This window comes from Pseudomonas sp. 8Z, from assembly GCF_902506535.1.
Lineage (GTDB): Bacteria > Pseudomonadota > Gammaproteobacteria > Pseudomonadales > Pseudomonadaceae > Aquipseudomonas.
In genome coordinates this window covers 692,305-703,661 of the sequence record NZ_LR733825.1, presented here as the reverse complement: position 1 = coordinate 703,661, position 11,357 = coordinate 692,305, and the positions used below count along the sequence as shown (strand labels likewise).

At 59.6% G+C, this 11,357-nt stretch carries 11 protein-coding genes; all 11 read right to left on the bottom strand.

Translation table 11 applies throughout. From position 1 onward, the window contains the following. Positions 1 to 15: 15 nt before the first annotated feature. Entirely contained in the window at positions 16 to 693 is a 678-nt protein-coding gene (locus AERO9A_RS07405; RefSeq protein ID WP_037055875.1) for an NADH-quinone oxidoreductase subunit B family protein, read from the bottom strand. A gap of 10 nt (positions 694 to 703) precedes the next feature. Then, a complete protein-coding gene (locus AERO9A_RS07400) occupies positions 704 to 1,117 on the bottom strand; it encodes an NADH-quinone oxidoreductase subunit A (RefSeq protein ID WP_037055877.1) in 414 nt (137 codons plus the stop codon). Positions 1,118 to 1,918: 801 nt separating this feature from the next. Continuing rightward, on the bottom strand, positions 1,919 to 3,514 hold the full coding sequence (locus tag AERO9A_RS07395) for an isocitrate lyase (RefSeq protein ID WP_159971260.1): 1,596 nt from the start codon (positions 3,512 to 3,514) through the stop codon (positions 1,919 to 1,921). 538 nt (positions 3,515 to 4,052) lie between these two features. Then, positions 4,053 to 4,862, bottom strand: a complete 810-nt coding sequence (locus AERO9A_RS07390) for a secretin N-terminal domain-containing protein (RefSeq protein WP_159971259.1) — start codon at positions 4,860 to 4,862, stop codon at positions 4,053 to 4,055. Next, positions 4,859 to 5,482: a histone acetyltransferase HPA2 gene (locus AERO9A_RS07385; RefSeq protein ID WP_159971258.1), complete on the bottom strand. Its 624-nt coding sequence runs from the start codon at positions 5,480 to 5,482 to the stop codon at positions 4,859 to 4,861. Before AERO9A_RS07385 ends, AERO9A_RS07390 begins: the two co-directional genes overlap by 4 nt. A gap of 8 nt (positions 5,483 to 5,490) precedes the next feature. Then, the gene (locus AERO9A_RS07380; RefSeq protein ID WP_159971257.1) at positions 5,491 to 5,916 is read right to left on the bottom strand and encodes a GNAT family N-acetyltransferase; all 426 of its coding nucleotides are present in this window, start codon (positions 5,914 to 5,916) and stop codon (positions 5,491 to 5,493) included. Then, positions 5,909 to 7,075, bottom strand: coding sequence for a cupin domain-containing protein (locus tag AERO9A_RS07375; RefSeq protein WP_159971256.1), 1,167 nt, complete (start codon positions 7,073 to 7,075; stop codon positions 5,909 to 5,911). Before AERO9A_RS07375 ends, AERO9A_RS07380 begins: the two co-directional genes overlap by 8 nt. A gap of 78 nt (positions 7,076 to 7,153) precedes the next feature. Beyond that, positions 7,154 to 8,524, bottom strand: coding sequence for an adenylosuccinate lyase (gene purB, locus AERO9A_RS07370; protein ID WP_159971255.1), 1,371 nt, complete (start codon positions 8,522 to 8,524; stop codon positions 7,154 to 7,156). Positions 8,525 to 8,673: 149 nt separating this feature from the next. Next, positions 8,674 to 9,537 carry a DMT family transporter gene (locus AERO9A_RS07365; RefSeq protein ID WP_159971254.1) on the bottom strand — a complete coding sequence of 288 codons (864 nt, stop codon included), beginning with the start codon at positions 9,535 to 9,537 and terminating at the stop codon, positions 8,674 to 8,676. 2 nt (positions 9,538 to 9,539) lie between these two features. Beyond that, positions 9,540 to 10,160, bottom strand: a complete 621-nt coding sequence (gene hflD / locus AERO9A_RS07360) for a high frequency lysogenization protein HflD (RefSeq protein WP_159971253.1) — start codon at positions 10,158 to 10,160, stop codon at positions 9,540 to 9,542. Continuing rightward, positions 10,157 to 11,269 carry a tRNA 2-thiouridine(34) synthase MnmA gene (gene mnmA / locus AERO9A_RS07355; RefSeq protein WP_159971252.1) on the bottom strand — a complete coding sequence of 371 codons (1,113 nt, stop codon included), beginning with the start codon at positions 11,267 to 11,269 and terminating at the stop codon, positions 10,157 to 10,159. Before mnmA ends, hflD begins: the two co-directional genes overlap by 4 nt. Positions 11,270 to 11,357 lie beyond the last annotated feature (88 nt).

Below are 11,357 nucleotides of genomic sequence, written 5' to 3'. Positions count from 1 at the left end.
CAGGCAAGCACCGGCTCAGACTTCGTCGGGGCTACGCAGGTTGGTAACGGCGATTCGCTGCTCGCGTCGCTGTTCCTTCTGCGAAGGCATTTCGGCACGGTAGATGCCTTGATCGCCTACGACCCAGGATAGCGGGCGGCGCTCCTGGCCGATGGATTCCTGCAGCAGCATCAAGCCTTGCAGGAACGCCTCGGGGCGGGGCGGGCAGCCGGGAATGTAGACGTCCACGGGGAGGAACTTGTCCACGCCCTGAACGACCGAGTAGATGTCGTACATGCCGCCGGAATTGGCGCATGAACCCATGGAGATGACCCACTTGGGCTCCAGCATCTGCTCATAGAGACGCTGGATGACTGGCGCCATCTTGATGAAGCAGGTGCCGGCGATGACCATGAAATCGGCCTGACGCGGTGATGCACGAATGACTTCCGCGCCGAAGCGCGCCACGTCGTGCGGGGCGGTAAAGGCGGTGGTCATTTCCACATAGCAGCAGGACAGGCCGAAGTTGTACGGCCACAAGGAGTTCTTGCGCCCCCAGTTGACCGCGCCGTTAAGCACGTCCGAGAGCTTGCCCATGTAGATGTTCTTGTGAACCTGATCTTCTAGCAGCGGGTCGGAGACGACCTCCCGCTGGCCGATCGGATACGCCTCATTGGGCGCATCCGGGTCGACCCGAGTAAGTTTGTATTGCATCGCCAAAGCCTCATTGTTTTAGCTTCGCCTGTCGTTCACGACGTCCCTGCGGAGCCCAATCGAGCGCGCCGATACGCCAAAGATAGACAAGACCTGCCAACAGAATTGCTATGAAAACTGTAGCTTCGATCAGGCCCGCCCAGCCGCTTTCGCGCACTGAGACTGCCCAAGCGAAGAGATAGAGGGCTTCAACGTCGAAGATCACGAAGAGCATCGCGACCAGATAGAACTTGGCTGACAAGCGCAGACGCGCGCTGCCGGTGGGGAGCATGCCCGACTCGAACGGCTCGTTCTTGCTGCGCCCCCACGCCTTGCTGCCAAGCAGGCTGGAAACGCCGAGCATGAAGGCGATGAGCCCGCATACACCAAGCAGGAAAACAGCGAAAGCCCAGTTCTGGGACATGGTCGTTACCGCATCAGGCATGCCGGTACCCCTTGGGAAAGAGACGGCTTCTATTATTTGTAATGAGGCTGCGCACGAAGCACTAACCCTGAAAAATCCTGAAATCAATTCTATGCCCGGTTAACGGCATAAGTAAATTTCCATTTGAAAAATAAATTTCACGGCACCTCACGCAAGCAAGAGAAGGCGGCATTGATGTCGGTAGTTGCCTCTAACTGCCACTACACAGGCGCTGTATGAACCTATTGGTTCCTAGACTTTGTACGGAAATTACCTGTCGGTGATGCTGAGTTGAAATCGCCCCAGGACAGCCCGGTCAGAATGTCTATTTGCAACACGCAGCCTTGCGCCGCGTGACGAATCTTCGATAACGGCGTTGGTGTTGGTTGCGTCCACCTCAGCGGGTGATCAGGATGGTTAAAGCGCAATGAGCTTCACCTGTTGAGTGGCGTCAAATGGCTCTTTGCATTAATACGCAAGCATGCGGAAGTACAACTTCCGCATGCCTTCATTGAGGGCTCTTGATTGAGCGGATGCAGGAGAAATGAGGCGATAATATGCGCCGTCTAACTTAGCTTGGACGAGGTCGGACATATTGAATGCCGTGACTGTTTTCCAGGCTCTGGACGAAAAGCGCCTGCGCTCGATGATGCTTAGTTAAAACGGGCTGGAGCGTCAGTCCGGGCAAATGCTCATTTACCGTACCTGACCTTCGCTCGACGATTTTTCGTACAAAACCTAGCGATAAAAAAGCCCCGGCAAGCCGGGGCGGATTAGGCAATTGGCCGCTGCGGGTGCGTGGCCCGCAGGGGAGAACCATTCTTAGTGGAACTGGTTCATGGTGTTGTCTTTACCGCTCGCCTTCAGAGCAGCTTCGCCAGCGAAGTACTCTTTATGGTTGTCGCCGATGTCGGAGCCAGCCATGTTCTGGTGCTTGACGCAGGCGATACCCTGACGCAGTTCCTGACGCTGAACACCTTTCACGTAGGCCAGCATGCCCTGGTCGGCGAAGTAGCCTTTGGCCAGATTGTCGGTGGACAGGGCCGCAGTGTGGTAGGTCGGCAGGGTGATCAGGTGGTGGAAGATGCCGGCGTGGGCCGAACCATCGCGCTGGAAGGTACGGATCTTCTCGTCAGCCAGCTTGGCCAGTTCGGTCTCGTCGTACTCCACACTCATCAGTTTGGCGCGGTCGTAGGCCGATACGTCCTTGCCGTCGGCAGCCATGGCGTCGAACACCTGCTGGCGGAAGTTCAGCGTCCAGTTGAAGGACGGGCTGTTGTTGTACACCAGCTTGGCGTTCGGGATGACTTCGCGGATGCGGTCAACCATGGCCTTGATCTGGCCAACGTGCGGCTTCTCGGTTTCGATCCACAGCAAGTCGGCGCCATTTTGCAGGCTGGTGATGCAGTCCAGTACGCAGCGGTCTTCGCCGGTGCCCTTGCGGAACTGGAACAGATTGGACGGCAGGCGCTTGGGACGCAGAAGCTTGCCTTCGCGCTTGATGATCACGTCACCGTTACCCAACTCGCCGGCGGAGATTTCTTCGCAATCGAGGAAGGAGTTGTACAGGTCGCCCAGGTCACCCGGCTCTTTGGTCACGGCGATCTGCTTGGTCAGGCCGGCGCCCAGGGAGTCGGTACGAGCGACGATCACGCCGTTATCGATGCCCAGCTCGAGGAAGGCGTAGCGAACGGCAGCGATCTTGGCGAGGAAGTCGGCGTGAGGAACGGTCACTTTACCGTCCTGGTGGCCGCACTGCTTCTCGTCGGAAACCTGGTTTTCGATCTGGATGCAGCAGGCGCCTGCTTCGATCATGCGCTTGGCCAGTAGGTAGGTGGCCTCCGGGTTGCCGAAACCAGCATCGATGTCAGCGATGATCGGCACGATATGAGTTTCGAAATTATCGACTTGGGCCTGAATTTCGGCGGCCTTGGCGTGGTCGCCAGATTCGCGGGCTGCGTCCAGAGCGGTGAACAGCAGATCCAGTTCGCGGCTGTCAGCCTGACGCAGGAAGGTGTAGAGCTCTTCGATCAGGTCGGAAACAGCGGTTTTCTCGTGCATCGACTGATCCGGCAGCGGGCCGAAGTCAGAACGCAGGGCGGCGACCATCCAGCCGGACAGGTACAGGTACTTCTTGTTGGTGGTCTTGAGATGCTTCTTGATCGAGATTAGCTTCTGTTGGCCGATGAAGCCGTGCCAGCAACCCAGCGACTGGGTGTAGAGGGAGGAGTCGGCGTCGTACTCTTCCATGTCCTTGCGCATGATGTCGGCGGTGTACTGGGCGATTTCCAGACCGGTCTTGAAACGGTTCTGAGCGCGCATACGGGCGACTGACTCAGGGTTGATTGCGCTCCAGCTGCTACCGAATTGCTCTTTCAGCGCAGCCACAGCCTTGATGTCGTTTTGATATGCGGACATGGTCAATCCTTCAGAAATGTGTGGGTTGAGCACCGACTACCCGAGACCATGCGCAAGCGCAGGAATCTGCGGGGCTACCGCTCGACGGCGAGTTGACGGCTGGTGGACGAGGATTGACCAAAAAAGGCGGGGCAGCAGTCTGGCGTGGCAGCCAATGCTGTCGGGCTCGTGGAAACCCTTGGCGTGATGGCAAGCCGGTCGAACTGTCAGGTACATCATGCTTCCCCGTCCCTCAGGACAACTACGTTCCAGTCGTAACCTCGTCATACGGCCTTTTGGGCTGTTGGGACACGGGGCGCCTTGAAGTACTTCTCTGGCGCCTCGGAGATCCTTTTTCAGGACCCCTGGCTAGCGGGAGCGAAGTCATCATGCCTCTGGCAAAAAGCTTCGTCAAACTTTTTGTAGTGAATTTTTTTCGCTACTACATATTCTCAAGGCGACTGCTTGGTCACGTGAAAAGCCTGCTGGCCCGGGCTTTTCGGCGGTTTCAGGTTTTTTCTCGGAATGCACCACATATGACGTACGACTTAAGTAGGGGTCAGTCCAGCGCTTCGACTTTCAGGCGCAAAGACATGTCTTCGCGACCCTGGGTGGTTTGGCGTCTGAGTACGTCACGCCCATTCGAACTGGTCTGCTCGCTGACGCCGCCAAGGCTGATCCATTCGCCGAGGCGACCACTGACACGGGTATCGGTGCTTTGTACGTCGATTACGCCAGGACGTGTATTGTTGACGCGATCTCGCTGGCTGCTGATGGCGACGTGCACCAGTTCGCCGGAAAGCGTCGCTGTCACGTAAAAACCGCGCGTGACATCGCGGTACTGAGTGTCCTGATAGATCTGCCCGTAAGGGCCGGTGCTGGTCGTGGTTAATGGCACGCTTTGGCCAACCTGAATCAACGCTGGATATCCCTCGGTAGCCTGAACTTGCTGACTGCCGCCGCCACGGCTGTCGGTGCTACGGCGAATGATGCGAACTTGATCTCGACCCTCGACTTCGCCGCGCCCAACCTGAACATCGGCGCTGCCTGTACTGAAGGTGCCGTCGACACGATAGCCACGGTCGTTCTGGTAGTTGCTGTCGCTGCTTTCTACCGTGATCAGCAGGCGCCTCGCAGGGGTGTCAAGTTGCTGCAGAAGGACACGAATTTCGCCAATTTTCGCGGGTGGGGCGTTGATGATCAGTTGGTTGCCATAAGCACTGACCCGCCCCTCATTGCCCAGCATGGACTGCACGACGCCAATCAAATCATCAGCGGTGCGGTAATTCAGCGCGATGGCTTCGGTGGCTGCCTGCAGGGGCAGGCATAGGCTGAGCAGTAGAGCGGCAAGCAGCGTGCGCAAGGTCATAGCAAAAAGCTCCGCAAGTCAGGGTCGGTAATGCTGGTTTCCCAGGCCTGATCGAACTGCGCCAAGAGTCGGCGCGCGCGTGCTGGGTCATTGTAGAGAGCGTAGCCACTGTATTGTGCTGGCTCGGGGCGTACCAGCACACCACAGTTGTCTGCGAGCAGAAAAACCTGCTCATCGTGGGAGTAGTCGGGGTTGAGTTTGCGTATCTGCAGGTTGCTGGTTATGCGCCGCGACAAGGCGAGCAGGCGATGCCCCTCTTTGACCGCGCGAGAGATATCGCGCACCAAGATGCGCAAACGCGCTCGTGGACTATCTAGCAGGAGGCGGGCACATGCCTCTTGGACGCTAGCGTTGTGGTATAGCCAGGGCTCGAGATCATCGCTGTAGATGCAAAGGCTGCGTTGAGCTTGCTGTATCAATGCCAGGGCATGGGCGCGCGCCTGCGGCAGTTGATTGAAGCGCTCAAGTAAGCCGTGAGTGCCCAGAACCCAGGGAGCTGGTTCTCCTTGCGCGCTATCCGGCAAGGGTTGTTCCGGGTTGAGGATGGCAAAACGCCCCGGCGACTCGAACTCAAGCGGGGGGAGTTCAGGGCTGTCGAGCGGGGCGTCTTGTTCGTCCATTGCGATCTCTAGTTGCTGGTTCGCACCATGTCCACGTGGGGGATGCCAGCGTCTAGGTATTCCTCGCTGACAATCCGAAAGCCTAGCCTTTCATAGAATGGCGTGGCATGCACTTGGGCTGTCAGCATTTGTTGGCGCAGTCCGCGTTTCTCCGCCTCGGCGATCACCGCTTGCATCAGCTCTTCACCAACCTTCAAGCCGCGCCAGTCCTTGAGAACCGAGACGCGGCCGATGTGGCCGTCTGGTAGCAGGCGAGCGGTGCCGACGGCATAGTCGCCTTCTTCGGCAAGGAAGTGAATCGCCTCGGGGTCTTCTGCATCCCACTCCAATTCTGGCGGCACCGATTGCTCGGCAACGAATACGCTGTCGCGGATACGACGAAGCTCGGCATTGTCTCTATGCCAGTTCGCGACACGGACGGTGATCTCACTCATCGGCAAATCCCAGGCTGCCTTGCTTGACCAGTTCCCACAGCAGGGTACGCCCTTCGTCGTCGGCCAGCCAGGCGCCAAGGTTTTCGATATGCAACGCGTCGGCGCTGCAGATCAGCTTCAGTAGTTCACGCAGGCGAGCCGTGACCAGGCGGCTTTGGCCGCTGGCAAACAGCACCAGATCTTCGCCCACTTCCGACCAGGCCATACGTGCGCTGGGGTTGCGGATGACGATGGCGCCATCTTCCAGAGCGCCGAGGAAGTCCTCTTCCTCGATCTCGATGCCGGCCACCAACTCCGGATACTTGGGCTCGGTCATGAATTGGCCGAACCAGGTCATCAGCAGGCGCTCGTCACTCATGTGCTCGTTGAGCAGGGCCTTGAGGCGCTCCAGGGCATCACGCTGGATTTGGTTGGGATCCTCGCTCGGCTGGATGTCGGCATCGCTGTAACGCTCTTCATCGGGCAGGAACTGGCCGAGGAAATCGGTGAAATGGGTCAATACTTCGGCGGCGCTGGGCGCGCGGAAGCCCACGGAATAGGTCATGCAATCATCCTCGGCAATGCCGTTGTGGGCCAGGCACGGCGGCAGATAGAGCATATCGCCGGGCTCAAGCACCCACTCATCAGTTGGTTCGAATTCGGCCAGGATCTTCAGATCGGCGTGGGGGAGCAGCGGGCTGTCGCAATTGCACATCTGGCCCACTTGCCAGCGGCGATGGCCATGAGCCTGCAGCAGGAATACATCGTAGTTGTCGAAATGCGGGCCTACACCGCCACCGGGCGCGGCGAAGCTGATCATCAGATCATCAATGCGCCATTTGGGGAGAAACTTGAAGTCCTCCAGCAGTTCGGCCACTTCCGGGACGAACTGGTCGACGGCTTGCACCAGCAGCGTCCAGTCACGCTCGGGCAGTTCCTGGAAGGTGTCTTCGTTGAATGGACCGCGCTGCAACTCCCAGGGGCGCTCGCCATGCTCGATCACCAGGCGTGATTCGACTTCTTCTTCCAGCGCCAGGCCTGCCAGTTCGTCCGGGCTGATCGGGCTTTCGAAGTCGGCAACAGCCTGGCGCACCAGCAGCGGCTTCTTCTGCCAGTAGTCGCGCAGGAACTCACGGGCTGTGAGGCCACCCAGCAATTGCAGCGGAGTATCAGGATTCATCAGTAAGCCCTTGAAATAGATAAAAACCTTTAAACAAAAACGCCCGGCTCAGCCGGGCGTTATCGAGGCTGACTACCCTCAGATGCGCTTGGCCTGAGCCACGGCGTTACCGATGTAGCGCGCCGGGGTTAGTTGCTTGAGCTCTTCCTTGGCGGCGGCTGGCATGTCCAGGCCGTCAATGAAAGTTTGCAGCGCTTCGGCGCTGATGCCCTTGCCACGGGTCAACTCCTTGAGCTTCTCGTACGGATTCTCGATAGCGTAGCGGCGCATGACGGTCTGGATCGGCTCGGCGAGCACTTCCCAGCAGGCGTCCAAGTCTTCAGCAATACGTTGAACATTGAGCTCCAACTTGCTGATTCCCTTGAGGCTTGCTTCGTAGGAGATAACGCTGTGAGCGAAGCCGACACCGAGGTTGCGCAGCACGGTGGAGTCAGTCAGGTCACGCTGCCAGCGGGAGATCGGCAGCTTGCTGGCCAGGTGCTGGAAGATCGCATTGGCGATGCCCAGGTTGCCTTCAGAGTTCTCGAAGTCGATCGGATTGACCTTGTGCGGCATGGTCGAGGAGCCGATTTCGCCGGCCACAGTCTTCTGCTTGAAGTAGCCGAGGGAGATGTAGCCCCATACGTCGCGGTCGAAGTCGATCAGGATGGTGTTGAAGCGCGCGATGGCGTCGAACAGCTCGGCGATGTAGTCGTGCGGCTCGATTTGGGTGGTGTAGGGGTTCCAGGAGAGGCCCAGGTCACCTTCGATGAACTGACGGGCGTTGGCCTCCCAGTCGATGCTCGGGTAAGCCGACAGGTGGGCGTTGTAGTTGCCCACGGCGCCGTTGATCTTGCCCAGCAGGGGCACGGCGGCGACCTGAGCGATCTGGCGCTCCAGACGGTAGACGACGTTGGCCAGTTCCTTGCCCAGGGTGGTCGGCGAAGCTGGTTGGCCGTGGGTGCGCGATAGCATCGGCACGTCGGCGAACTTGACCGCCAGCTCGCGGATGGCAGCAGCTATCTGCTTCATCAGCGGCAGCAGAACGCTATCACGGCCTTCGCGCAGCATCAGGGCATGGGACAGGTTGTTGATGTCCTCGCTGGTGCAGGCGAAGTGGATGAACTCGCTGACTTGGTTCAGCTCTGGCAGCTTGGCGGCCTGCTCCTTGAGCAGGTACTCCACGGCCTTGACGTCGTGGTTGGTGGTGCGCTCGATTTCCTTGACGCGCTCGGCATGCTCGACGGCGAAGTTCTCCGCCAGTTCGTTGAGCAGGGCATTGGCTTCGGCGGAGAAGGGCGCTACTTCCGGGATGCCCTCGTGGGCAGCCAGGCGTTGCAGCCAGCGCACTTCGACCAGTACGCGGCTACGGATCAGGCCGTATTCGCTGAAGATGGGGCGCAGGGCGCTGGTTTTGCCGGCGTAGCGGCCGTCGACGGGGGAAACCGCGGTGAGCGAGGAAAGCTGCATGTGGGCGTTCTCGAGCTGTCGGGCTGAAAAGCTATCCGAGGGCCTCTGTGCGTTGTGCCTGCTTCGATGAAGCAGGCGCTCGCGCAGGTGCCTGGACAGCCTCTGACGAAAAGGGCGCACATCATACATGAAAACCGGCGCTTGGCCGCCTATGCCCTGCGTCTTGCGACCGATAACAGACTGGCGGCGAAGATAAGCCCCGCTCCGAGCAGCGACAGGCTGTCTGGCGTCTCGCCCCAGAGCAGCCAGGCGACGATCCCGGCGAAGACAATGGCTAGATAGGCAACGGGGCCGATCAGCCCTGGCGGCGCCAGGCCATAGGCGCGCGACATGATCACCTGGCTGGCGGTGGCCAGTAGGCCGATGCCCAGCAGCCAGCCAAGCTGGTTGGCGTCCAGCGGCTGCCAGCTCCAGGTCAGCGGAATGGCGGAAAACAGTGCGCTGAACAGCGAGAAGTAGAAAACGATACGGGTAGCTGGCTCGCTGTCGCTCATTTCGCGGATGGAAACGAAGGCGAAGGCTGCCAGCAGGCTGGCCGCGAGACCGATCAGTGCTGGGCCTTCGAATAGCGCAGTGCTGGGCTTGGCGACCAGCAGCACGCCGCCCAAACCGATCAGGCTACTGATCAGCATGCGTCGGGTTAGCGGCTCCTTGAGCCAGATATGCGCGATCAGCGGGGTAAACACCGGCGCCGAGTAAGTGAATAGCATGGCGTCGGCCAGCGGCAGGTGGGCGATGGCGTAGAAGAAGCAGTACATCGCCGCCAGGCCGTAGGTGGTGCGCCACAAGTGGGACTTCAGGCGCTTCGTGCGCAGCGGGCGTATACCGCGCACCAGCACCAGCGGCAGAAAGAACAGTACGCCGACCAGATTGCGGAAGAACACTACAGACTCATTGTTGACGCTGGCCGATATTTCGCGAATGCCAACGCCGGTAAAGGCGAACAAGAGCGCCGAGAGCGCCAGCAGCAATGCTCCTTGAAGAGGTTTGACGCTGCGGCTGGTGGGCTCCATGGTCAATGGCGTATCAGCTCGTAGAGCTCTTTGAGCAATTTGCCGCGACTAAACACCAGTTGCCAGCGATGTCCGCCGAGTTGACGCCACAGGCGCGCTGAGCGAATGCCTGCGAGCAGCAGGGCGCGGATCTTCGCCGCATTGTTCGGCTGCTGTAGGAAGCGCATGTCGCCATGCACCTGGATGCGCTGGCGGAAGGTGCTGATGGTGTCTTGGTACAGGCCGCCGCAAGCGGCGATGACGTTGTCGTGCACCAGGCCGAAATGCTCGACCTGCTGCTGGATCTGATCGAGTCGGCTGCCCATGATTTCGAGCATGTCACTGCGCTTGTCCAGTTGGCGTTCCAGGCCAATGAGCGCCAACGAATAACGCAGGGGTTCTCGTTGCAAGGCCGCAGGGTTGCGCTCCAAAGCGCTGATCAGGGCGCGATAGCCTTCGCGCAGATTGAGGTCGTCACCGCCGTACACGTCCAGGGTGCTCTTAGGATCGCGCGCGAGAAGGCTGCCGAGCATGCAGCCTAGTGATGCCTCACTGATCTGGCCTGTGCGAGCGAGCTTGTCTGCTAGAGAGGCCGCCTCAAAAACGGCGCCAAGCGCGACCAGTTGCTCCTGTATCGGGCTCATCGCGCGTCCTCGTACCAGGCCTCTGCATTTTCGATTACCCCACCACCGAGGCATACCTCGCCATCGTAAAACACCACGGACTGGCCGGGTGTAACGGCGCGCTGTGGCTCATCGAACACGGCGCGATAGCCGTTCTCGGTTTTCTCCAGGGTGCAGCGTTGGTCGCTCTGGCGGTAGCGTACCTTGGCGGTTAGGCGGCGCGGGCTGCTTAGGTCTACCGGATTGACCCAGTAGATGTCTGAGGCGAGCAGGGCGCGGGAGAACAACCAAGGATGTTCGTTGCCTTGGCCAACGATCAGCACGTTGCGCGTCAGATCCTTGCGCAGCACGTACCAAGGGTCATCACTGGCATCCTTGAGGCCACCAATGCCGAGGCCTTGGCGCTGGCCGATGGTGTGGTACATCAGGCCATGATGGCGGCCGATGACCTGGCCTTCTGTGGTTTCGATATCCCCGGGCTGCGCCGGCAGGTACTGCTTGAGAAAGTCGCTGAAGCGACGCTCACCGATGAAGCAGATGCCGGTGGAGTCCTTCTTCTTCGCCGTGGCCAGCTCGTATTTCTCGGCAATGGCGCGTACCTGCGGCTTTTCCAGTTCGCCGACCGGGAACAGGGTCTTGGCGATCTGCTCGCCGCCGACGGCATGCAGGAAGTAGCTCTGATCCTTGTTCGGATCCAGGCCCTTGAGCAGTTCGGTGCGACCATCGATATCGCGGCGGCGCACATAGTGGCCGGTGGCAATCAGGTCGGCACCGAGGCTCAGGGCGTAGTCAAGGAAGGCCTTGAACTTGATTTCGCGGTTGCACAGGATGTCCGGGTTCGGCGTACGGCCAGCCTTGTATTCGGCCAGGAAGTGCTCGAACACGTTGTCCCAGTATTCGGCGGCGAAGTTGGCGGTGTGCAGCTTGATGCCGATGCGATCGCATACGGCCTGGGCGTCGGCCAGGTCATCCATGGCGGTGCAGTATTCGGTGCCGTCGTCTTCGTCCCAGTTCTTCATGAACAGGCCTTCGACCTGATAGCCCTGTTCCATCAGCAGCAGGGCGGAAACAGACGAATCGACGCCGCCGGACATGCCGACGATCACGCGTTGGGTGCTGGGTGCTTGCATGGGAGTCTGCGAGTGAAGCCTGAAAAGTTGCCGAGTTTACCAGAAAGCCTGCGAGCGTAGCCTGGATGAAATCCGGGGAGAGCGTGGC

What these genes read in the sequence shown, in the direction of transcription:
- AERO9A_RS07405 (WP_037055875.1), bottom strand. Translation starts at nt 693, where the DNA reads ATGCAATACAAACTTACTCGGGTCGACCCGGATGCGCCCAATGAGGCG.
- AERO9A_RS07400 (WP_037055877.1), bottom strand. Translation starts at nt 1,117, where the DNA reads ATGCCTGATGCGGTAACGACCATGTCCCAGAACTGGGCTTTCGCTGTT.
- AERO9A_RS07395 (WP_159971260.1), bottom strand. Translation starts at nt 3,514, where the DNA reads ATGTCCGCATATCAAAACGACATCAAGGCTGTGGCTGCGCTGAAAGAG.
- AERO9A_RS07390 (WP_159971259.1), bottom strand. Translation starts at nt 4,862, where the DNA reads ATGACCTTGCGCACGCTGCTTGCCGCTCTACTGCTCAGCCTATGCCTG.
- AERO9A_RS07385 (WP_159971258.1), bottom strand. Translation starts at nt 5,482, where the DNA reads ATGGACGAACAAGACGCCCCGCTCGACAGCCCTGAACTCCCCCCGCTT.
- AERO9A_RS07380 (WP_159971257.1), bottom strand. Translation starts at nt 5,916, where the DNA reads ATGAGTGAGATCACCGTCCGTGTCGCGAACTGGCATAGAGACAATGCC.
- AERO9A_RS07375 (WP_159971256.1), bottom strand. Translation starts at nt 7,075, where the DNA reads ATGAATCCTGATACTCCGCTGCAATTGCTGGGTGGCCTCACAGCCCGT.
- purB (WP_159971255.1), bottom strand. Translation starts at nt 8,524, where the DNA reads ATGCAGCTTTCCTCGCTCACCGCGGTTTCCCCCGTCGACGGCCGCTAC.
- AERO9A_RS07365 (WP_159971254.1), bottom strand. Translation starts at nt 9,537, where the DNA reads ATGGAGCCCACCAGCCGCAGCGTCAAACCTCTTCAAGGAGCATTGCTG.
- hflD (WP_159971253.1), bottom strand. Translation starts at nt 10,160, where the DNA reads ATGAGCCCGATACAGGAGCAACTGGTCGCGCTTGGCGCCGTTTTTGAG.
- mnmA (WP_159971252.1), bottom strand. Translation starts at nt 11,269, where the DNA reads ATGCAAGCACCCAGCACCCAACGCGTGATCGTCGGCATGTCCGGCGGC.